We start from the raw sequence: 21,557 nt of genomic DNA, 5'->3' as shown, positions 1-21,557 counted from the left end.
AAGTGGATTACCCGCGGCGTGAATCGGGGCCGTTGCGGCCCCGGTCCCGGTTTGTCACTGACCGCGGTGCAATGCCGGCGTGCGCGGTGGAATCAGGCGCTGGCTGCCGGTGGCCTCGAACGCCGAAGCCAGGCGCAGCAGGCTCGAATCGTCATAGGCGCGGCCGGCGAAGGTCAGCCCCACCGGCATGCCGATGTCCGCCATCACCCCCATGGGCACGGTCACGGTCGGCACCCCCAGGTGGCGGATGGCGAGGTTGCCGTTGGCCACCCATACGCCGTTGCTCCAGGCAATGTCCGCCGACGCGGGGTTGATGTCGGCATCGGCCGGGCCGACGTCGGCCACGGTGGGAAACAGCACGGCGTCCAGCCCGAGGCGGTCCATCCACTCTTCGAGGTCGATGCGCCGGGTCTGCTCCAGGCCGCGCAGGCCGTCCGCCAGGCTGGCGATCTGGTCCCAGGTCTTGAGCCCGCGCTGGGCCATGTTCACGTATTCATCCATGCCGGCGGCCAGGTCGTCTTCACGGTTGGGCAGGGTGCCGGGGTCGTGGGGGAAGATTTTCGGCCCGTCGACATCGGCCAGGCGATTGAGCTTGGGGTCGTCGTTGGCCCGCAGGAAATCATCGAAGGCCCACCCCGACAGCTCCCACAGCTCGTCATGCAGGAACTGCTTGCTGACCAGCCCGCGGTTGTACACGGTGGGTGCACCGGGGCGATCGCCCTCGCAGTTGGACACCAGGGGGAAATCCACCTCCAGCACCTGCGCGCCGGCTGCTTCCAGGGCCTTGCGCGCCTGCTCCCAGAGGGCGATCACCGAAGGCCGGGTGTGGATGCGCTGGCCAGTGGGGCCGCCGATGCCGGGTTTTTCGCTGGTGCCGGCCTCGGGGTCGGCATTGATGTACATGCGCGGCACGCCGAAGCGCTTGCCAGCGAGGGCGCCAGGGGCCGCCGCCAGTTGCGGGTAGGACGCCGGGCGCACCGAGGCCACGCTGGGGATCGGCACCCAGGGCTGCAAGCGCCACAGGTCGCCACGGGTGTCCGGGTCTTCGGCCACCACCACCTCCAGCACTTCCAGCAGGTCGGCCATGGTTCGGGCGAAGGGCACTACCACGTCCATGGTCGGGGTCAGCGGCCAGTTGCCGCGCACCGAGATCACCCCGCGGGACGGGGTGTAGGCGCACAGGCCATTGTTCGAGGCCGGGCCGCGACCGCTGGACCAGGTCTCCTCGGCCAGGCCGAAGGCGGCAAAGCTGGCGGCGGTGGCAGTACCGGCACCGTTGGATGAGCCCGAGGCGAAAGGCGCGGTGAGGTAGCCCGCGTTGTAGGGGCTTTCGGCGCGGCCATAGACCCCGCGCTGCATGCCGCCGTTGGCCATGGGGGGCATGTTGGTCTTGCCCAGGCAGATGGCCCCGGCAGCCCGCAGGCGCTCGATGGTGAAGGCGTCGCGGTAGGCCACCAGGTCGGCAAAGGCCGGGCTGCCGGAGGCGGCGGTCAGGCCCTTGACCAGGTAGCTGTCCTTGGCGGTGTAGGGAATGCCGTCCAGCGGTCCGAGGGTCTGGCCCTGGGCGCGACGGGCATCGGATGCACGAGCCTCGCTGAGGGCATCGGGGTTGTGCACCACCACCGCATTGAGGGCGGTAGAGGTGTTCGGACCGTCATAGGCGTCGATCCGTGCCAGGTACGCCTGGACCAGTTCCACGGCGGTGGCCTGGCCGGATTCAAGGGCGGCGCGCAATTGCGCGATGGAGACTTCGGTGACTTCGATCATGCTGCTCTCGCCGCTGGCTGATGGGGGGCAGGGTGAAGAGGGCGCACGGTTGCGCCGCTGTTGTACTGGGTGTTCATTTCGATTCTCGTGGTACGGCTGGGCACGACAAGGGTGACAGGGGAAATCCGTGGGTCTTTTTAGCATCTAGCGCGGGGCAGAGGAATCGTTGCGAGGTTTTGTGCACCCTGGCCACCGATAAAAGAGCGCCGCATCTGCGTTGCGCCACCGCTCAACCCCTGGGGCGTATCACGGCACGTTCAAATGGAGACTGGAATTCACCTTCCAGCTTTTCTGACCCTCGGGCAGGATCGGCTCACCGGAAAAGCGGTAGCTGCTCATGGCCTGCAGCACGGCCTGATCAATGGCGTCGTCGCCCGACCCTTCCAGCAGCGAGATCGTCGGCACATTGGAGCCCGGGATATATTCAAGCTGGAACTTGACCGGCCTTTTCGCAGCGCCCGGCTCGAGATTCTTCGACAAGCCCCGTTGTACGCTGCGCAGTTTGCTACGTAGCCTGGCCGTGGTGCTGGCGACCCAGGCCTGGTTGTAGCGTTTTTCCTGTTCGGCCGTCAGCACCAGGCCCCTGGCGCGCAGCCGCCCGATCCCCTCCCAGGCGTCACCCCAACTGACGGTGAGCGCGCTGAAATACAGCCGCAACGCGCCCTCAGGATCCTCTGGTCCGCCCTTGCCGTCCTCCATCAGCCTGGCCAGGTGGTTCTTGCTCGCCGAGTTGTCGGGCAGGGCCGCGGCACGCTGGTAAAATTCCCTGGCTTTGACGTAGTCAGGGGGCGCGCCGATGCCTTCATCCTCCAGGCGACCAAGTTGGTAGTAGGCCGAGGGATTCACCTCGGCTACCGCTTGATAGAGGAGCTTGGCCTTGCTCACGTCTTGCGGCACGCCGTGGCCTCGTTCGTAGAGGTCGCCGAGCATGGTCTTGCACAGCAGGTCGCCGTTGTCGCTGCGTTCACGGATATAGCTGATCTGTTCCCGGGTGATGGGTTGCTGATCACGAAAATGCCAGCAGCGCAGGCTGGCGAGCTTGTTTTCCGTTTCTCGCTCGGCAGTGCTTTGACAGCCTGTGAGTAAGGTACTGGCCAGCAGCAGGACGATAGCTTTGTTCATGCAGGGCATCCGTTGAACTCACCCAGGTAGTCGAGGGTGGCAGTGCTGGACGGCTGACGTTGAGGCGCTCCCGACGTCGTCGATTGCCGGTCGCCGTAGATCGACTGCTGGGCAACGATGATGAAATGGCTGTGGCCCGGCTCTACCCGGGAGCGCAGCCGCTGCTTCTGCGCGTCATCGCGGATCAGCGATTCCAGGTACTGCGGACAGTCCTGGCTGGACACCAGCTCGATGAAGTCAGAGTCCATGTAGAAGCCCAGCTCCTGCTCCAGGCGCCAACTGGGGTTGCGCTCTTCCCAGGCCTGGTACTCGGCGTTGCTGGCGCTGGCGTCCGGCTCGGGTTCCCACTGCTCGAAGGCGAACCCTTGGGCTTGCTGATCGTCGGCAAACCTGCCGGCGAACAGGTGGAAGGCATAATAGGCATCGTGTTCTTGCATCGGGTGACGAACTCTTCCGGTGGGCGGGGCGCTCGGGGCCAGGGTCAGACGACGCTGGCGCGTTCCAGGCGGACGACATGGCCAAGGCCGGCGGCGTTCAGGCGGCTCACCAGGTCTTCCCGGGCGGCACGGCCACCCTGGCGCACGAACTCCAGTTCGGCGGCGGTAATCAGCACCAGCGGCACCAGGCTGACCGGGGACAGCGGCATGTCTTCCAGACGGGTCGGGAAGTCGGGGGCAGGGCCGCCGAGCAGCACGCCGACGCAGTCGTCCTCGGTGGCGAAGTGCGCCGGCAGTTGCTCACTCATGGCATGGGACTGGCTGAAACCGGGCAGCTCCAGGGACAGCACGCCGTGTTGTGCCAGTTGATGGGTAATGCCGCCGGCCTCGGCCACGGTGTTGGCGACATGGCGCAGCAATTCGAAGGTCCAGCTGTTGACGAAGGGCGCGACATCGCCCACCGGGCCTTGGGCGTGGGCGGGGATGTCCGGGGTTTCAATGAACAGCTCCATTTCAAAGCCATTGCCCAGGTCATCGCCCTCGACGCCGTCGAACGGGTCGCTGAGGCCTTCGGTCGCAAGCAGCAGGGAGTGGGGGCGACGGACGATACGAAAGGCCTGGCGGGTCGAGGGCCAGTCCGGGCCGCCCATCAGGCTGGGGCTGATCATGTAGCCCAGGACATCGGTTTCGCAGGTGCCGACGGTCTGCCAGTGACGGTCGAGGCTGGCAGCAGAGGCATCGCGAAGCGCCTGGTTGGCCTGCTCGGCTGGGCTCAGGTCGAAGGGTGCAGCGGTGTCATTGGTGTCAGTAGTGGTCGGGGCCGGGGCCGCCGTGGCAAGGCCGGGTTCGAGCGGTTGTGGGCGGTGCTTGTTGAAGGCATTGAAGAGTTTTTTCAGAAAATCCATGGGCGGTCCTTGCAGTGGGGCTGGGCTGTACCCGGTACAGCGGATCAAATGCCGAGCATTGTGACGGGTTGCGCGGGCGCCGCAAACCGCAAGGTGGTTTTTGCTCGAAAGCGAGCGATCCAGTCAACTTGGGCCTTGCCTTGGAAACGATCTGCAGCCGAGAATCCGCCCCGACGCGAGACCATGGAGAGGGGCTGAAGATGCACTACCCGAAGAAGCTGAGCCCGGAGTTTTCCGGGGCGCTGAGAACATTCAGTTTTTGGGTCGCCAACGGCACTCTTGGCTATCCGTTGCTGGAAGGCGTGGACTATCGCGCCTGCTTGGTCGAGGAACCGAGCATGCTGGAGATCGCCTATGCGATCTTTGCCAATGTACTGGAGTTGGATGAGCAGGGCGTTCCGGTGAATGCCAAGTATGCAGAGTTCAGGGCTGCGCAATATATCCGCCAGTATTGCGATCCGGGGTACAGCGCCATGCCGAAGTTCGAGGCGTGGGAGCAGGAATTGTTTGAGCCGCCTGATCGCCAGGACTGCAAACCCTGGCCGCCGGGAGTGGCTTAGGTATCGACTCACGCGGGCCTTCACTCGGACGGAAGCCGTGCAGGCTCACCGCCGGCGGCCTGTTCCAGACGGTAGGCAACCGCCAGTCGCAATTGCCGGCCGCCTGGGGAAGGACGATGAGGTCTTTGACCTCGCAATGACCAGTCCTGGGAGGCTGAGAATGAAGCCATTCGCGCGGTTCAGAGGCGGTTCCAGGACCTTGGCGCCACCGTTGACATCAACAGTCAGGCGCGCGTTGACCTTGGGGACGAGCAGCGATTCGGCAGGTCTTTCGCTCAACTGCCGTCGGCTAAAGCGGGGGTTGATCGCTGCCTGATCGCAGCGACCTGTATTGGCCTGGATGTGCAGTCGGGGAAGGCCTGAGCGCATGACCTGGCCGATGTAGCGCAAGGCACTCTGCGTATCAATCCCGGCAACCCCCAGGCAGATCTGGTCGAGCAAACAGGCAAAAAGTTAACCGGCTCGCGGGCCCTGGCTCAGGCTCCTGCAAGCCCACACTTCATCATCAAGGATTGTGCATGTCACTGATTTCACAACGAGTAGAACTGGCGCGTAATGGCGCCAACGATAAAGTCATTTGCCGGATGGCCTCCGGTTGGGCGGTCATGGGCGATGTGCAGTTCCTGGAGGGCTACTGCCTGTTGCTGCCTGACCCCGTGGTTCCCAGCCTCAATGATCTGGATGCCGAAGCCCGAGCCACCTACCTGCTGGACATGGCGCGCATCGGCGATGCGGTTTTGCAGGCCACGGGGGCCTCGCGCATGAACTATGAAATTCTCGGCAACTCGGAGCCGGAGCTGCACTGTCATATTTTCCCGCGCTATGCCACCGAGCCGGAGCAGAAACGCAAGATGCCCGTCTGGTTCTACGATTGGAAAACCGCGATTGCCTATGCCGAGCCAACCCATGGGGCGTTGCGCAAGCGCATTGCCCAGTTACTGGAGGCATCGAATCCACCCGCATGAGGCCATGGGCATAACGGCCTGCACCAATAACGCGGCATGGGCAGCGAAGCCAACATTCAAGCTGATATCATTCGACGAATGCAAAAAGCCGAGTAGAAACCCATGAACCGCCGCAAAAAGATCAAGCAGCTATTAGAGGCCCACGCCAAAAAAGCCAGTGCCAAACTGGCGCCGAAAAACAAGCCGAAGTACATCAGCAAGGCGGACCGCTTGAAGCTGGCGGCCGAGTCCGCTGAAGATTCGCTCCAGTCCTCTGAAAGCTGATCCGGGGGTACAGGCCGCAGCGGCATTCGTGCCTCTGTCAGCGGCAGGCGGGCCAACGACCCATGCCGCGAGGATGGGGCCTTGGCACCTGCCCGGGTCGAGAACATTTGCCGTTCGCCCCCCCAAGGCACAGCAGATTGGCCACAGTTGGCCGATCACTGCCTTTGCACCAGGGCGGTGATGGATGACCCGCCTGTCGAGACGGTCATGCTCCTTTGCCACGAAACCTCTCTGTTCGAGCCGTCCCATCAGGCTTTTGCGTTGCCACATCGGTGGTGAAACCTCAATCAAGCACAGTGAACCTTATGCCTTCTCCTCGATTGCCCTCTGCTGCCTTTGTCATGTCCTGCCTGATCGCCGGCTGGGGGCTGGTGTATGTCGGACGGGTCAAATGGGCGCTGCGTGTCGCCGCCGTGCTGTACGGGGGACTGATCCTGGCGGGCGTGCTGGGATGGCTGGCAAGCCCCAAAGGGCTGTATGGGCTCCTTGCGTTCATTGTGCTGGTCAAGCTGACGTCGGCCATCGCCGCGGCAGTGCTGTGTCGTCGAACCGATGCGGCAACGACGCTGCCCAGCCTGGGCTGCCATCTCCTTTATGTGGCCGCGCTCTCTGTCATCACCCTGGTGCTGCTCTATCCGCTCAGGTCGCCGGTGCTGGGTTATCAGCTGTACCACATCCCCAGTGGCTCGATGGTGCCGACCTTGGAGATCGATGATTACATCGTCACGAACACCCGCTACAGCCAACCTAAGGTTGGCGACATCGTGGTGTACCGGTTCAACGCTACCGAGGCGACCAAGCGTATTGCCGCCGTGGCAGGCGACACCCTGCAAATCGCCAACGGCGAGTTGATCGTCAACGGGCAGAACCTCGGGCTGTTCTTCGCGCCTGCCGACCGGGTTAGAAAGGACTACTCGCTGGACCTGGCGCCGCTCAAGGTTGAATCGGGCCATGTTTATCTGCTGGGCGACAACCGCGATGGCAGTAACGACAGCCGCTTCATGGGCCAGGTCGCACTGGCCGATTTAACCGGCAAAGTGACGGGGATCTGGTTCTCCAAGGACACTGCGAAGATCGGCCGTACGTTTGAGTGAGTGCAGTCATCGATGATTAAGTCGTGATGCTGTGCTGCGCAAGTTCCTGGCGCTGACACCATCAGGGTGTCCGGCTTTCGAAACGCGGTAAAGGAGAGGGCACCCATGGCAAGATTCAAGGTGCGTGAGTTGCGAAGCACCGATGTCGATGGATTGTTGGCATTCGAAGTGCGTAACCGCGAATGGTTCGAATCCCAGATCGATGCGCGTGACCCTGCGTTCTACTCTGTGCAGGGCGTCGGCGAGCACATAGAAGAATATCTGTGCGGCCTGGCGCAGGGGGCCTGGCACCCCTTTGTCATCGAGGACGCCGATGAGCGGATCGTCGGCCGCGCCAATCTGAAAAGCATCAACCCAGCGCAGGGTGTGGCACAAGTCGGCTATCGGGTGGATCAGCAGCTCTGTGGCCAGGGCCTGGCGACGCTGGCGCTGAAGCACCTGATTCAGCAGGCCCAGGTGCGCTGGCAACTGAGGCAACTGGTGGCTTATGTCTTCAAGGAAAATATCGGCTCCAGAAAAGTGCTCGACCGCTGTGGGTTCCTGCTTGAAGAACCTGCTGCGAATCAGCCTGCGCAAAGCGAATACTGCCTCGTTCTTGCGCTTTAGCAGCGGCCTTGCAATGCGCAGGGCAAATCGCTTCCGGAGCGAACACAGGGATGGTGTTGCCGCAGCTGGCGTAACTGCAACGCGCTAGGGTTGCCGCTGGGCGGTGACCTGGGTGCGGGTGGGCAGGCCATTCAGGAATCCTGACAACTCTTGAGCACTGCGTAGATGGATCACCGGAACCTGCGGCCCGATGGCCAGGCGCACCGCCTCGATGCCAGGGCGGTTTACCCGGTCGAAGTTCCAGATGAAGTTGAGGAATTTCAAGAACTCCCGGTCCAATTTCTCGATACAGCCGCAAGGCAGATCCGCACGGGGCCGGTTCAACGCACTGCGCAGCATCACTCGTCTCAAGCAGGTGGCTCGGTGGGTATCGAGCCAAATGACCAGGTCGGCACGAGGCAAGCGCAAATCGAAGGTTCGCCGCGAATAGTTGCCCTCGCAGATCCATTCATCCTCGCAGAGGGCTTGTCGAACCCGGCTGCGGAAAACCTCGCTATCGGCTTCGACCCAGCCAGGCTCCCAGAACAACCTGTCCAGGTGGACCACGGGTAATCCCAGGCGGCTGCCTAGTTTGCGCGCAAGGGTCGACTTGCCGCTTCCTGCGTTGCCCAATATCACGATGCGCCGCATGGTTCAGGTCCTTGCTGTAAACGCGCCAGATTATCAACAACCGGCTGTCCCCGGTATTCAATTTCAAGCCCAGAACTCCTTGGTTCCTGGCAGCTGTCGCCGGCGCTCTATGCGCCAGCCAAGCGGGCAAAATGAGCGTGTGAGGGATGATTGCGACGGATCGAAGCATGAGCTTGATCACATAAAGTTGAAATGCGCGGCGTTGATCGACAGAATCGCCCCCCGATCCGGCCATCGGTGCCGGACGTTCGTAGTGACAAGGGTTAGCAGTTGAATCGACAGACATTGTCCATGCGCCTGGAGCGCGTGGCGGCGCACGTACCCCCAGGTGCACGCCTGGCCGATATCGGTTCGGACCACGGCTACCTGCCGGTGGCGTTGATGCAGCGTGGCCTCATCACCGCGGCGGTGGCGGGTGAAATCGCACTGACGCCGTTTCATGCGGCGCAGCGCACGGTCGGCGCAAGCGGGCTGGCGCAGCGGATCAGCGTGCGCCTGGCCAATGGCCTGGCGGCGATTGAACCAGGCGATGCGGTCACGGCCATCAGCCTCTGTGGCATGGGTGGCGAGACCATTCGCGACATTCTCGACAGCGGCAAGGCACAGTTGAGCGGTCAGGAACAACTGATCCTGCAACCCAACGGCGGCGAGCAGCCATTGCGCCAGTGGCTGATGGAAAACGGCTACCGCATCGTCTTCGAGGAAGTGCTGCGGGAGAACCGCTTCGACTACGAAATCATCGTCGCCGAACGCACTGGGCCTGTGACCTACAGTGCCCGGGAGCTGTACTTTGGCCCGTTGCAGATGCAGGTCCGCAGCCCGGCGTTTCTGGCCAAGTGGCAGCGGCTGCTGCGAGTCCGGCACAAGACCCTGGCCCACTTCGCCCGGGCGCAACAACGGGTGCCCGAGGACAAGGTGCAAGACATTCGCCGACAGGTCCGCTGGATCACCGAGTTGCTGGCTTGATCCCCGCCCCGGGGGAGGTGCTTGCTGGCCTATCGACCCATGCCCGGCGTACAAGCATCAATGGCCGTGCGGGTTCGGACCTGTATCCGGCCCGGCAATTCACGCTGGGGGGCAGGCTTGCAGCCTGCTGGCTGGCGCGGTGTGATGCCGATCACTGACCGGCATCGAGCCCGGCTGGGCATTCAGGTCTTGACGATAAAGCGATTGGAAATCTGCGAATAGCCGAAGGGCAGTAATTCGGACTCATGCTCCTTGATCAGCTCATGCAGCTTCCTGGCCGTGTCCGCCACTGGCGCAGCCAGTTCCCTGGCGCGTTGAACCACCTGGCACGACTGTGCGAACAGGCTTTCGTAGGCCGGTGAGTTCAAGGACAGGCACCCAGGAAAGCGTGCGGCCTGTAGCGCGGCGTCGAACTGATCACAGTCACCGCTGTGTTCCAGGTCACGCAGCAGGCCTTGCAGGAACGCACTGCCCAGGTTGGAACCGCTGAGCCACACCCGATGCCAGACGTTCCACAGGTGAAAGTCGCTGAAGGCCTCATAGGAGCAGGAAACCAACTGGTCATTGGTGCTGACCGCATTCAGGCAATGGCGCTCGACCTCGATGAAATGCTCCCGTTGCCAGCGCTGGGTGCGTGCGGCCTCGAGTACCTTGGGAGCCAGCCGCAGGATTGACTCGAAGGTGGTGATCAACCCTCTGGAGAACAACGGGTCGATGAACCCCGTGGCCTGGGGGAGCAGGCAGAAACGATCTCCAACACTCTGTACGCTGCGGTAGTTGATTCGCGGGGCGTAGATCCATTCCCTGGCATTGACTGCATCCTTGAAGTGCTCGGCGATGGCCGGGTATTTCTTCAGCAGTTTGCGAAACTCGATCTCGGGCGCCTCGGTGGGGCGATACTTGGCGTTGTTGAACTGAAAGCCGACGCTGCACAAGGGGTTGGTGCCCTGTGGGTGGTTATTGAACGGGATGACCCACAGCCAGCCTTCCTCGAAGATGTGATGCAGGGTGCTCTGGAACAACGCAATGGGCGCGCGGCTACGAGACAGGGGGGCAAGCGCGTCTTCGTAGCTCTTGACGTTGAGCATGTGGGTGAAGAACGAGCAGGTGTCGGTCGCCAGCCCCTCGGTGGTGCGCACCCCCAGTTGCCGGGCCAGCGGGGCGCCCTGGGCCGCCGCATCGATGATGAACGCCGCCTGCACCGGGGCGGCATTGGCCAACGCCACCTCGACGCCATCGGAGGTGAGGGTGATGCCCTCGATCTTGATGTTCTGCCGTGATTCAGCCCCATATTTCAAGGCAATCAGCAGGGCGAAATAATCGATGTCCTGACGGAAGAGGTGCGCTTCCGGCACTTTCAGCGGCGGGGCAACCAGATGCTCGGGGGAAGACGCCGCTCCCTGTTGATGCCAGGCAAAGCTGAACCCCAGCTTGATCCCGCAGGCGCTCGAGCCAACATGCTCGATGATTTGATCGGGGGAGGACAGGTGGGCGATTTCAGGGATGTCGAAACGCCGCGAGAGCAGGCGCAACAGCACGCCGCTTTCCGGTGTCGTGGCTTCACCAATGGAAAACCTCGGGTGCTGGGCCGAGTCGAGGATCAGCACGCTCAACCCGGACCTCGCGAGGATCGCGGCGGTCAGCGCGCCGCTGATGCCGCTTCCGATGATAATCACGTCGTACTTGTTCATCATGGCCGGCTCTTTTCCTGCATCGTGATGGATCTGGAATGTGACGCATGTAGCGCGCCGTCGAAATGCAGGGCCGCCAGGGGCCGAGGTGTTTCCTTGTCAAAGGGCAGTTCCCAGTAGGGTGTGCTGCCGATCGAGCGCTTCAGCTCATTGATGAACAGACTGGTCTTTGCCGGTACCACGCTGCTGCGCGCCCGCAGAGCATAGATCGCCCCCTGCCGCGGATCGGCGACGCAATACTCATCGAGAATGGACACCAGTTGGCCGCTGGCAATCTGCTCATGGACCAGCCAGGTGGGTGCATGAATGATTCCGATGCCCTGAAGGGCGCCATCCACCAGCAACTCTGCACTGTTGACCGAAAGCCGGCCGTTGGGGATCAGCTTCTTGATCTGCCCGTCCACCATGAATTGCCAGGTCAGGGAAAAGTTGCTGCAGGTGCTGTGGATCAGGCAGGCATGTTCGTACAGGTCATCCAGGGTCTGCGGGCAGCCGCGCTGGCGGATGTACTCCGGACTTGCACAGAGTACGCGTCGCATGTCTGCAAGTTTCGATGGGATCAGGTCACTGTCCGGCAATATGCCTAGTTTGATGCACACATCGACATTGTCGGTGCTCGGGTCGAGAACTTTGTCATTCAACGAGAAGTCGATTTTCAAGCCGGGATGATGATTCAAGATCCGGCTCAACAAGGGCGCAACATGACGTCGGCCAAACGCCACGGGGGCTGATACTTTAAGAACGCCCAAGGTCGAGGCGGTATGTTCCTTGACGTCAGACCTGGCATGCCCGATGCATTTTGAAATGCTCTTTGCGTGCTCGAGAAAGAGCAGGCCTATTTCGGTAAGAACCAGGCATTTTGTCGAGCGATTGAATAAACAGGTCTCCAGCTCCTTTTCCAGGCTGTTTATTCTGCGCATCACTGATGAGGGAGGGATACCAAGTAGTCTTCCTGTTTCGGAGAAACTACCCGTCTTGGTAACGGAGATATAAAGGTCTATGTCATTGACAACGCCTAGCGCCTTCATTTCTAAATCCTTTTAGATTTTGCTGTGTCTTATTTTTGTAAAGGCAAATTACAAATAGATCAGGACAACCTCCTTAGTACGGCTAGGCTTTTTGTTTGTCAAGCCATGCCGAAGGCCCCGTTTCGCTGCTCCTGAAAAAATTAATTCATAACGTTTCAGTTGCCGGGTGGTCATTTTGACGCAGCCCGTAGCGGCGTTAAGTGCCAGGCTGAGGTTGCGCTATCCGGATGCGGACATAGGTCAAGAGACTAATTGCGCTGGATGGCAAAACTATGCTTGGCCCCCCCTAAAGCATCAGTCGGCGGGTGACCGTCATTGATGTGAAACATTGTTAAGTTCTCTGGCGCCCATGTAGCTGGGGGCTCTTTGCCTTTGCAATTCTGCAAAGGCGCTTTGCAAAACAGGCTATTCACAAGTGCGCTCTTATTGCGGAAGGTGGACGGGTTTTTCCAATCCACGGTTGTTGACTTAAGGAGCGAACGTCTATGGAAAGAGATGAAGTAAAAGAAAAAATTCGTCGGTACATCATGGAAGATCTGATCGGGCCAAGTGCAAAAGACGATGAGCTTAATGACCAGACTCCACTACTTGAGTGGGGCGTTCTGAACTCCATGAATATCGTCAAACTGATGGTTTACATTCGGGATGAGATGGGTGTTTCGATACCAAGCACGCATATCACCGGCAGGTACTTCAAAGACCTGAATGCAATAGTTAAGACCGTCGAACAACTAAAGGCCGAGTGCGCATAACAGGGAGTGTGCAATGAACGATCATGATTATGATGTAGTGATTATCGGGGGAGGCCCGGCGGGTTCGACCATGGCCTCCTACCTGGCAAAGGCGGGTGTCAAATGCGCTGTCTTCGAAAAGGAGTTGTTCGAGCGCGAGCATGTCGGCGAGTCCCTGGTGCCGGCCACCACCCCGGTGCTGCTGGATATCGGGGTGATGGAAAAGATTGAAAAGGCCAACTTCCCGAAGAAGTTCGGTGCTGCCTGGACGTCGGCGGACTCTGGCCCGGAGGACAAGATGGGGTTCCAGGGGCTGGATCACGATTTTCGTTCAGCGGAAATCCTCTTCAATGAACGCAAGCAGGAAGGCGTGGATCGCGATTTCACCTTCCACGTCGATCGCGGCAAGTTTGACCGGATCCTTCTGGAGCACGCCGGGTCCCTGGGGGCCAAGGTGTTCCAGGGGGTAGAAATTGCCGATGTCGAGTTTCTCAGTCCGGGCAATGTCATCGTCAATGCGAAGCTGGGCAAGCGCAGCGTCGAGATCAAGGCGAAGATGGTGGTCGATGCCAGTGGGCGAAACGTGCTGCTGGGGCGTCGCCTGGGGTTGCGGGAAAAGGATCCGGTCTTCAACCAGTTCGCGATCCATTCCTGGTTTGACAACTTTGACCGCAAGTCCGCGACCCAGAGCCCGGACAAGGTCGACTACATCTTCATTCACTTCCTGCCGTTGACCAATACCTGGGTCTGGCAGATCCCGATCACCGAGACGATCACCAGTGTCGGCGTGGTTACGCAGAAGCAGAACTACACCAACTCCAACCTCTCCTACGAGGAGTTCTTCTGGGAAGCGGTCAAGACCCGGGAAAACCTCCATGACGCCCTGAAAGCCTCGGAGCAGGTTCGTCCGTTCAAGAAAGAGGCGGACTACAGCTACGGCATGAAGGAAGTGTGCGGTGACAGCTTCGTGCTGATCGGCGACGCCGCCCGGTTTGTCGATCCGATCTTCTCCAGCGGTGTCAGCGTTGCACTCAACAGTGCACGGATTGCCAGCGGCGACATTATCGAGGCGGTCAAGAACAACGACTTTTCCAAGTCCAGTTTCACTCACTACGAAGGCATGATCAGAAACGGTATCAAGAACTGGTACGAGTTCATCACGCTCTATTACCGACTGAACATCCTGTTCACCGCGTTCGTTCAAGACCCGCGCTATCGCCTGGACATCCTGCAATTGCTCCAGGGCGACGTCTACAGCGGCAAGCGCCTCGAAGTGCTGGACAAGATGCGCGAAGTCATCGCCGCCGTTGAGAGTGACCCGGAGCATCTCTGGCATAAGTACCTGGGCGACATGCAAGTCCCTACTGCCAAACCCGCGTTCTAAACGATAAATACCCAGTCGAAGGAGATGACTGAATGGATGCCCGTGCGCCCATGGAATTTGAACCCATTGCAATCATTGGCAGTGGCTGCCGCTTTGCCAAAGGCGCATCGACTCCCGAGGCATTCTGGGAACTCCTTCGTGCTGGGACCGACTTTGTCGGACCGGTGCCTGACCAGCGTTGGGATACAGAGGCGATCTACGATGAACACGCAGCTGAAACCGGGACGACCTACTGCAAGGTGGGAGCGTTCCTGCCCCACATTGATCGCTTCGATGCACATTACTTCGGTATTAGCGCCTCCGAAGCCAAGGAAATGGACCCCCAGCAGCGCCTGCTGCTGGAAGTCGCCTGTGAGAGCATCGCCCGCGCCGGCATGAGCCGCGAACAGCTCAAGGGCAGCCGGACCGCGGTCTATGTCGGCATGCTGGGCATGGATTACCTGGCCCTGCACTCGCGTGAGGCCGGTATCGAGCAGATCAACCCTTACTACGCCGCAGGCAAGGAATTCAGTTTCGCGGCGGGGCGAATCGCCTATCACCTGGGGGTTCATGGTCCGGCCATGACCGTGACCACCGCCTGTTCCTCCTCCCTGGTCGCCATGCACCTGGCCTGCCGCGCCCTGCAGGCCGGCGAGGCGGACCTGGCCCTGGCCGGCGGGGTGAACCTGATGCTGGCGCCGGACCTGACGATCTACATGAGTCAGATCAGGGCCATCTCGCCCAGCGGGCGCTGCCGTGTATTCGACGCGGCGGCCGACGGCATTGTCCGTGGCGAAGGGTGTGGGGTCACCGTGCTCAAGCGCCTGGCGGATGCCCTGCGTGACGGCGACCCGATCCAGGCGGTGATCCGTGGATCGGCGATCAACCAGGACGGCGCCAGTGCCGGCCAGACGGTGCCAAACGCCAATGCCCAGGCGGCGGTGATCAGCGAAGCCTTGCAGGTCGCCGGGTTGACGGTGGACGACATCGACTACGTTGAGGCCCATGGCACCGGAACACCGCTGGGCGATCCCATCGAGATCTCCTCCCTGGAGCGTGTGTTCCAGGGACGTGAACGCGCGCTGCTGGTGGGCTCGGTCAAGGCCAACATCGGGCACCTGGACGCCGCGGCCGGTATGGCCAGTGTGATCAAGACCCTGATGGTCCTCGAACACGCCGAGGTGCCTGCACAGTTGCACCTCACGCGACTCAACGAACTGGTGGACTGGAAGCGCTCCAGGCTGTGCATACCCACCGAACTCCAGCGTTTGCCGGAGCGGCGGCGCCTGGCCGGGATCAGCGGTTTTGGCCTCAGTGGCACCAATGTGCACCTGATCCTCGAGGATGCTGGCGCCTATCGGCCAGCAGGCGCCAAGGCTCTTTCATCACCAGGGGCCAGGCCGTGGATCCTGCCGGTTTCGGCGAAGTCGGCGGCGGCGCTGGTCGATCAGGCCCGGGCCTATGCGACCCACTTGCCTGAGCAGGACGAGGTGCGGTTGCAGGCCTTTGTCGCCAGTGCGATCCACCGTCGTGACCACTTCGCCTATCGCTCGGCCGTAGTCGGTTCGACGGCCGCCCAGTTGAAGACCCAACTGGCGCAGTTGGCGGCCCCGCGTTCGGCGTGCCTGACAGACGACGAGGAGGAGGTTTGCCCGGTGTTCGTGTTCACCGGGCAGGGCGCCCAGTGGGTCGGCATGGGCCGGGACCTGCTGGAGCGCGAACCGATTTTCCTGGCGATGATCCGCCGCTGCGATCACGCCATGGCGGCGTGGGCCCCGTGGTCTGTCGAGGCCGAACTGCGCAGCGATGCCAGTACTTCCCGGCTGCACCTGACGGAGTTCGCCCAGCCCTGCATCTTCGCCATTCAGGTAGCGATCAGCGAATGCCTGCGCCAGTGGGGCGTGCTGCCCGCGGCAGTGGTCGGGCATTCCATGGGGGAGGTGGCCGCGGCCTACTGCGCGGGGGCACTGGACCTGGCGTCGGCGGTGCAGGTGATCCATCACCGCGCCCAGGCGATGAAGGACACGCAGGGACAAGGACGGATGCTGGTGGTGGGCTTGCCTGCAGAATCCCTTGAACAGCGAGTGGCCGGTGAGCCACAACTGGAGCTGTCGGTGGTCAACAGTCGCAACAGTTGCGTGGTTTCGGGTAGCCCGCAGGCAGTGCAGGCGCTGGAACAGCAACTGAACGGCGAGGGTGTGTTTACCTACCTGATGCCCGCCGAATACGCCTTCCATTCCTATCAGATGGAAGACTGTCTGGCGGCGATCCACGCCGGGCTGCAGACGCTGCCGGTCGAAGCGGCGCAAACGCCCTGGGTTTCCACCAGTGCCCCGGTGGGCGAGCAGATCGTAGCCAATGCCCACTACTGGGCGCGGAATGCCCGCGGTATCGTGCGCTTTGATCGCGCCATCGAACACCTGGTGGCGCAGGGGCACCGATTGTTCGTCGAGGTTGGCCCCCACACGGTACTGGCGGCGTCGATCAATCAGGCCTTGGCCGACAAGGGAGTCGAGGGGATGGTCTGCGGTGCCTTGCACAAGCAGGGCGATGGAGCCCTGGAACTGGCGAACGTTGTTGCCCGGCTGTACGAGAAGGGCGTGGTGCCCGACTGGCAAACCTATCAGCCCAGGGAAGCGGCGCTCGAACTGCCGGCCTATCCCTGGCAGCACCACAGCTACTGGTTCACCCCCGCGCCGGCATCGGCCCAGCCGCTGCCGTTGGCGGACCTGCGAGCCCAGGTGCTGGTGTATGACGCACATGGCAATGTCTGCGCCCAGGCCAATGACGTACTGCTGAGCCAGGTGGTGCAACCGCTGCCAGGGCCGGCGGTAAAGAGCAGCGAACCAGTCGCGGCTTCGCCCAGGGTGGATGTGCGCGCCCAGATCGGCGTGCTGCTGACAGAGATCGTCGGTGCAGCCTGCGCCGATCCCGACCCGGATCGCGGTTTCTTCGAGCTGGGCCTGAGCTCTATTTCCCTGGTGGAGTTCAGGCGCAAGCTGGAGCGGCAGTTTGACCTCAAGTTGTCGGCAACCGTGGGCTTCGACTACCCCACCATCAACCGGCTCGGACACTATCTGGAAGGGCTGCTGTCCAGCAAGACCGAGAGCACCCCGCTCAAGCTCGAGGGGGTGGCGCCTTCTGACGGCGGCGTCGCGGTGGTTGGCATGGCCTGTCGCCTGCCTCACGCCGATAGCCCCGAGGCGCTCTGGACGCTGCTGCTCGAACAGACACCGACCGTGGCTCCGGTCCCGGCGTCGCGTCTGGCGGGGGCAGCCCTGGCGGATAACTTCCCGCGGTTTGCCAGCCTGATCGAACGACCCGAAGGGTTTGACGAAGGGTTTTTCCGGATCTCCCCCAAGGAAGCACGCAGCATGGACCCCCAGCAGCGATTGCTGTTGATGGTCGCCTGGGAGGCCCTGGAGCACGCGGGCATCAGGCAGGAGGCACTGCTGGATCAGCGGGTCGGCGTGTTTGTCGGCGCCAACTCCCATGACTACGAAGCCCGAGTGCTGAACTGCGCTGAGGGGGTGGATGCCCACTACGGCACCGGCAGCTCGTTTTCGGCCATCTGCGGGCGTCTCTCGCATTTTCTCGGTGTGCGCGGACCCAGCCTGACGGTCGATACCGCGTGCTCGTCGTCGCTCACGGCCATCCACCTGGCGTGCACCAGCCTGCGTTCGGGGGAATGCGACCTGGCGATCGTCGGTGGGGTGAATGTCATTGCATCGGCCTCGATCTTTCAATCGATGGGGCAGGCTGGTGCACTGTCGCCGGACGGCATCAGCAAGGCCTTCGATGACAGCGCCGATGGCTACGGTCGAGGCGAGGGCTGTGGGGTGGTGATTCTCAAGCGCCAGGCGCAGGCCGAGCAGGACCGGGACCCGATCCTGGCAACGATCCTCGGTTCGGCGGTCAATCACGACGGCGCCTGTGCGGGGCTGACAGTACCCAACGGGCCGGCCCAGGAGGCCTTGATCCGCGAGGCACTGGCCAATGCCGGGGTCCAGGCTGCCCAGGTCAGCTATGTCGAGGCACACGGCACCGGGACCGTGCTCGGCGATCCCATCGAACTCAATGCCCTGAACAGGGCCTACCGCCAGGATTGCCCGGGCAGTGCGCCGCTGACGGTGGCATCGATCAAGGCCAGCATCGGCCACCTGGAAGCGGCGGCGGGCATCGCTGCGCTGATCAAGGCTTGCCTGGTGGTGGGCAAGGGCCTGATTCCGCCGCAACCGCACCTGCACAGGGCCAACACTCGTGTGGAATGGGCGGCGATGAACCTGCAGCTGGCGCGCCAGGCCGTGGCCTGGCCGGAGCCGGCGCAATCGCGGATTGCCGGCATCAGTGCCTTCGGGTTCACCGGTACCAATGTGCACGTGCTGCTCAAGGGCTGCCAGGCAGCACCGGCAACGCCATTGCCGCGCCCTGAGGCGCCGGTGTCACTGTGCCTGTCCGCCGCCACGCCGGCCGCCTTGTCGGCACTGGCCGCCCGCTATGTAGCGTTCCTGGCCGCCACTGAACAGGCTGCGCGGACCGTCTGTTACAACGCCTTGGTGCGGCGTACGGCGTTCAAGGAGCGCCTGGTCGTGCAGGGACAGGATTGCCGCGAACTGAGCCAGGCGTTGCAGGCCTGGCTTGCCGGCACAACGCTTGAGTCGGGTCTTGTTCCTGAGCCTGGGAGTGCCTGGCCAGCTTTGGCCGAGGCGTTCTCCCGGGGTGACCAGCAGCCCGGCCCTGGGCGCCTGCCGGATGACTGCCCGGCAATCGAACTGCCCAGCTATCCGTGGCAGCTCAACGATTACTGGATCGACGCCAACCTATCGGCACCGCCGATGCCCCACGCATCGGCAGGGTCCAACTCTCCCTGTCTGCAATTTCAGGCGCAACCCGCCGACAGCCTCTGGTACTGGTCGGGCGTGCTGCAACCCCAGGCCGAGTACTGCGACACGCTGGGCAGCCAGGGGCGCAAGGTGAAGGTGCATCTGCTGCTGGACGCGGTGCTCCAGGCTGCGCAGCAAACGCCTCGCGGGGTGCAGCAGGTTCGCGAGCTGGAGATTACCCCGGTGCTGTTGCAGGGCGAGGGGAGCATCATTACGCACTTGACCATCAGCCTCACCGAGGAGCGAACTGCCAGGTTCGAACTGGCCCTGCAAGGCGCCCAGGCGCAGAACCGCCTTGTCTGCCTGCGCGGCACACTGGTCGACTGTGAGGCTCAGCCGGTCGGGGAAACCTGCGCCGATGCGCCGATGCAGGAGGAAGCTCCGCAGCAGGCTTCGGCGGCCTGCCTGGCTGCGTTGTCCGAGTGTGCGCCCGGGGGCCGGCAGCAGGCCTGGTACCGTTTTGCCCCCGAGCTGACGGCCAGCGGGCGCCAAGCCGAGTTGCTGCAAAGCATGGTCGACCTGTTTGAAGGGGCTCACGCCGCAGCCCTGCTGGGTTTGGCTCGTGCCCAGGTGCTGACCGACCTGCCGACGCTGGTGCGGGTCCGGCTGTCCGCAGGCGCCACCGGCAGGCCCGATCATCTGCAGGTCCTTGATGCAGAGGGGTGCCAGGTGGCGTTGTTCGAGGGGCCGCAGTTTGCCTCTCCCGGTTCGTTGTACGGGGCCGATTGCGCCGAGGCCGTGGCGGACAGGCCGATGATTCGTCAGCAATGGCGGGACTACCCGCTGATGGATACAACCACCGTCCGGCGTCAGGGGCACTGGAGGGTACTGGCCTGGCACCGCGATGCGGTGCAACCGCTTGCCGCAGCGTTCGCAGCCCAGGGCTTTGCGGTCGAGGTCAGCGAACTGCAGCACGGGCAACCGTCGCTGGCCCGGGATCTGATGCAGGCGCTGCGTCGCGCAACGGCAGACAGCACCTGCCTGGGGCTGATCGTGGCCGGTGTCGAGGGGGCTGCTGCGGCGGAGGGTGGCAGTATCGGCCAAGCCTTCGCGGCTGCTTCCGGGCAGGTGCAAGCGCTGGCCGTCGCGGTCGCCGGTGCCGGGGCGCAGGCCAAGCCGATCTGGTTCGCCCTCCACGCCAGCGATAGCGCAGGCCCCGCGGCGGCGGCAGCCCTGGCGACCTGGCAGGGCGCGGCACCGATGTTCGCCCTGGAACATCCGGCCTGGTGGGGCGGGCGGGTCACTCTTGCGAGCAGCGACAGAAGAAGCTATGCCAGCCTGTGCCAGTTGCTGCATGGGCAGCCCAGCCATGATCACTTTGCGATCCACGGTGCACGGGTCCAGGTGCAATACCTGTTCGAGGACCAAGCCAGTGGCGCTCGTTTCCTGGAGCCTCCTGCCTTGCACGGCACGGTGCTGGTTCATGCCAGCCCCGGGAGTGACCCGGAGCCGGTACTGGCTGCCCTGGCACAGCGCGGCGTACAGCGCGTGCTGCTGCTCTGTGAAGCGCCCGAGCAACTGCAGCTGGCTGAATCGCCCCCCTTGCTGGTCAGCACCCAGGCAACCGTCGACCGGCAAGCGCTGGAGCGCGCGCTCGCAGCGTTGCAGGCGCAAGACGGCATCGCCGGTTTTGTCCACCTGGGGCATGACTGGCGGACGCTCGCGCTCAAGGAGCAAGCGTTCAGCGCCCGGCTGCAGGAGATGGCCCGGCAGCTTGAAGTCTTGCAATGGGTCGACTCTTTCATCGACAGCCCCCAGGCTTTTTTCCTGATCCTGGGCAGTGTCTCCTCCCTGTTGGGCGGCGCCGGTTTTGCTTCCTGTGCGATTGCCGATGCCTATGGCGCCTGGCTGTGTGCCCAGCGTCAGCGCCGGGGCTTGAATTGCCAGATGCTGCACATCACCCAGAGCGAACAGGAGTTGGAGCACGACCCGGCAGCGCGGGCGGCGATGCACAGCAGTGGCCTGCAGCCCCTGGTGCGTGAGCAGATCGTGCATGCCGTGGCTGATTTGCTTGGGCCTGGCCAGGGCCCGTGCGGCCTGCTCAATGTCGACTGGCAGCAACTCAAGGGGCTGTACCGGAGCGTCCTGCCCTGGCCGTTGTTCGAACACCTCGGCGCGCCGGACGCGGATCAGGGGCAACGCCTGCGCGAGCTCGCCGGCCTGCCGCCCACGCAACAGCGCCGGGCCATGCAGGCGCTGGTCTGCGAAGTCGTCGGGCAGGTATTCGGTTTTGCCGATGGCCTGGCGCTCGATGCCAGGAAGGGCTTCTTCGACATGGGCATGTCCTCGGTCATGTCGCTGGACCTTCGCTCTCGATTGGGCCGAGCGCTGGGTCTCGACCTGCCGTCGACGTTCGGCTTCGAGTACACCTCCATCGAGCAGGTCACGGACTACCTCATCGGCAGGCTCTCGGGCGCCCCTGAGCCGGTGGCGGCGCCCGCATCGGCAACACCTGCATCGCAGCACCAGGACCTGAATGGACTGTCACGGGCCGAGTTGATTGGCGCACTCGAGGACGAGTTGCGGGACATCGCCAACTACTGAC

General features: G+C 62.8%; 17 protein-coding genes. 10 read left to right on the top strand and 7 right to left on the bottom strand.

The features are described from left to right. Nucleotides 1–54: 54 nt before the first annotated feature. The 4 genes from U873_RS0130715 to U873_RS0130700 form a co-directional block, all read right to left on the bottom strand. On the bottom strand, nucleotides 55–1,767 hold the full coding sequence (locus U873_RS0130715; RefSeq protein ID WP_025131897.1) for an amidase: 1,713 nt from the start codon (nucleotides 1,765–1,767) through the stop codon (nucleotides 55–57). Between the two features lie 246 nt (nucleotides 1,768–2,013). Continuing rightward, nucleotides 2,014–2,889: an SEL1-like repeat protein gene (locus U873_RS0130710; protein WP_025131896.1), complete on the bottom strand. Its 876-nt coding sequence runs from the start codon at nucleotides 2,887–2,889 to the stop codon at nucleotides 2,014–2,016. Then, nucleotides 2,886–3,326: a hypothetical protein gene (locus U873_RS0130705; protein ID WP_025131895.1), complete on the bottom strand. Its 441-nt coding sequence runs from the start codon at nucleotides 3,324–3,326 to the stop codon at nucleotides 2,886–2,888. The genes U873_RS0130710 and U873_RS0130705 overlap by 4 nt, the downstream gene beginning before the upstream one ends. Nucleotides 3,327–3,370: 44 nt before the next feature. Further along, nucleotides 3,371–4,231 (bottom strand): suppressor of fused domain protein, encoded by an 861-nt coding sequence (locus tag U873_RS0130700; protein ID WP_025131894.1) that lies wholly within the window; start codon nucleotides 4,229–4,231, stop codon nucleotides 3,371–3,373. A 200-nt stretch (nucleotides 4,232–4,431) separates the two neighbouring features. Here U873_RS0130700 and U873_RS0130695 point away from each other — a divergent pair, with 200 nt between their 5' ends. The 6 genes from U873_RS0130695 to U873_RS0130675 all read left to right on the top strand — a co-directional run bounded on the left by U873_RS0130695 (nucleotide 4,432) and on the right by U873_RS0130675 (nucleotide 7,720). Continuing rightward, nucleotides 4,432–4,791, top strand: coding sequence for a hypothetical protein (locus U873_RS0130695; protein ID WP_025131893.1), 360 nt, complete (start codon nucleotides 4,432–4,434; stop codon nucleotides 4,789–4,791). A gap of 168 nt (nucleotides 4,792–4,959) precedes the next feature. Continuing rightward, on the top strand, nucleotides 4,960–5,154 hold the full coding sequence (locus U873_RS37775; RefSeq protein WP_371261378.1) for a hypothetical protein: 195 nt from the start codon (nucleotides 4,960–4,962) through the stop codon (nucleotides 5,152–5,154). Nucleotides 5,155–5,309: 155 nt separating this feature from the next. After that, entirely contained in the window at nucleotides 5,310–5,756 is a 447-nt protein-coding gene (locus tag U873_RS0130690; protein WP_025131892.1) for an HIT family protein, read from the top strand. Between the two features lie 102 nt (nucleotides 5,757–5,858). Continuing rightward, on the top strand, nucleotides 5,859–6,020 hold the full coding sequence (locus U873_RS35570; protein WP_081818735.1) for a DUF2986 domain-containing protein: 162 nt from the start codon (nucleotides 5,859–5,861) through the stop codon (nucleotides 6,018–6,020). Between the two features lie 341 nt (nucleotides 6,021–6,361). Further along, nucleotides 6,362–7,114 (top strand): signal peptidase I, encoded by a 753-nt coding sequence (gene lepB / locus U873_RS0130680; protein WP_256245215.1) that lies wholly within the window; start codon nucleotides 6,362–6,364, stop codon nucleotides 7,112–7,114. A 105-nt stretch (nucleotides 7,115–7,219) separates the two neighbouring features. After that, nucleotides 7,220–7,720: a GNAT family N-acetyltransferase gene (locus U873_RS0130675; RefSeq protein WP_025131890.1), complete on the top strand. Its 501-nt coding sequence runs from the start codon at nucleotides 7,220–7,222 to the stop codon at nucleotides 7,718–7,720. 84 nt (nucleotides 7,721–7,804) lie between these two features. Here U873_RS0130675 and U873_RS0130670 read toward each other — a convergent pair whose 3' ends face one another. Further along, entirely contained in the window at nucleotides 7,805–8,350 is a 546-nt protein-coding gene (locus U873_RS0130670; protein WP_025131889.1) for an ATPase AAA, read from the bottom strand. A 270-nt stretch (nucleotides 8,351–8,620) separates the two neighbouring features. Between U873_RS0130670 and U873_RS0130665 the strand changes: the two genes are divergently transcribed. After that, a complete protein-coding gene (locus U873_RS0130665) occupies nucleotides 8,621–9,316 on the top strand; it encodes a tRNA (adenine(22)-N(1))-methyltransferase TrmK (RefSeq protein WP_081818734.1) in 696 nt (231 codons plus the stop codon). Nucleotides 9,317–9,498: 182 nt separating this feature from the next. On the opposite strand, the gene U873_RS0130660 is transcribed toward U873_RS0130665, so the two are convergent. Further along, nucleotides 9,499–11,010, bottom strand: a complete 1,512-nt coding sequence (locus tag U873_RS0130660; RefSeq protein WP_025131887.1) for an NAD(P)/FAD-dependent oxidoreductase — start codon at nucleotides 11,008–11,010, stop codon at nucleotides 9,499–9,501. After that, a complete protein-coding gene (locus U873_RS0130655) occupies nucleotides 11,007–12,035 on the bottom strand; it encodes a LysR family transcriptional regulator (protein ID WP_025131886.1) in 1,029 nt (342 codons plus the stop codon). The genes U873_RS0130660 and U873_RS0130655 overlap by 4 nt, the downstream gene beginning before the upstream one ends. 485 nt (nucleotides 12,036–12,520) lie before the next feature. Here U873_RS0130655 and U873_RS0130650 point away from each other — a divergent pair, with 485 nt between their 5' ends. Genes U873_RS0130650 through U873_RS0130640 form a run of 3 tightly spaced genes read left to right on the top strand, consistent with a single transcriptional unit; the run spans nucleotide 12,521 to nucleotide 21,556 of the window. After that, entirely contained in the window at nucleotides 12,521–12,787 is a 267-nt protein-coding gene (locus U873_RS0130650; protein ID WP_025131885.1) for an acyl carrier protein, read from the top strand. A gap of 13 nt (nucleotides 12,788–12,800) precedes the next feature. After that, entirely contained in the window at nucleotides 12,801–14,150 is a 1,350-nt protein-coding gene (locus U873_RS0130645) for an NAD(P)/FAD-dependent oxidoreductase (protein WP_025131884.1), read from the top strand. A 32-nt stretch (nucleotides 14,151–14,182) separates the two neighbouring features. Continuing rightward, complete coding sequence (locus U873_RS0130640; protein ID WP_025131883.1) at nucleotides 14,183–21,556, top strand: type I polyketide synthase; 7,374 nt, start codon at nucleotides 14,183–14,185, stop codon at nucleotides 21,554–21,556. Nucleotide 21,557: the final 1 nt, after the last annotated feature.

It is taken from the genome of Pseudomonas sp. PH1b, from assembly GCF_000633395.1.
In the GTDB taxonomy this organism is placed as follows: domain Bacteria; phylum Pseudomonadota; class Gammaproteobacteria; order Pseudomonadales; family Pseudomonadaceae; genus Aquipseudomonas.
This window is presented reverse-complemented; position numbering and strand designations above follow the sequence as displayed.